The organism is Marinifilum sp. JC120 (genome assembly GCA_004923195.1).
Lineage (GTDB): Bacteria > Desulfobacterota > Desulfovibrionia > Desulfovibrionales > Desulfovibrionaceae > Maridesulfovibrio.
Genome location: RDSB01000267.1, coordinates 1 through 347 on the forward strand (window position 1 = coordinate 1; position 347 = coordinate 347).

The 347-nt window shown below is 49.3% G+C and carries 1 protein-coding gene; it reads right to left on the reverse strand.

The window, feature by feature from the left end:
• Positions 1-347: relaxase (locus tag D0S45_21050; GenBank protein ID TIH01427.1), on the reverse strand; the 347-nt coding region annotated here is incomplete at both ends.

The following is a 347-nucleotide window of genomic DNA, read 5'->3' on the forward strand; positions in this document are numbered from 1 at the left end:
ACCTTAACATTCCGCCCAAACATCATCCGCGCAAATCCCTGCGCTACCTGAACCGCCCCAGGATCATTCACGCTGAAGAAAATCTTATCTCCATTGTCTTTGACCATGGAACCATTCTTCAAAGTGTAGAGCACGTTTCCGGAGGAATCAACGCGCCAGTTCATTTGATCCAAATTACGCTTTCTGGGATCGTCGGTGCGCTTGGCTTCTTCGGCCTGCAACTGGAGCATCTTGGAGATGGACAACAGCCTGCGCTTGTCTTTCCACGCCAAGCTTGAGTCTGATCTGAACTGACTCTGCTTAAGCTTCAGTTCAGATACTTTTGATGCCGGGGAATCAAAAACAGG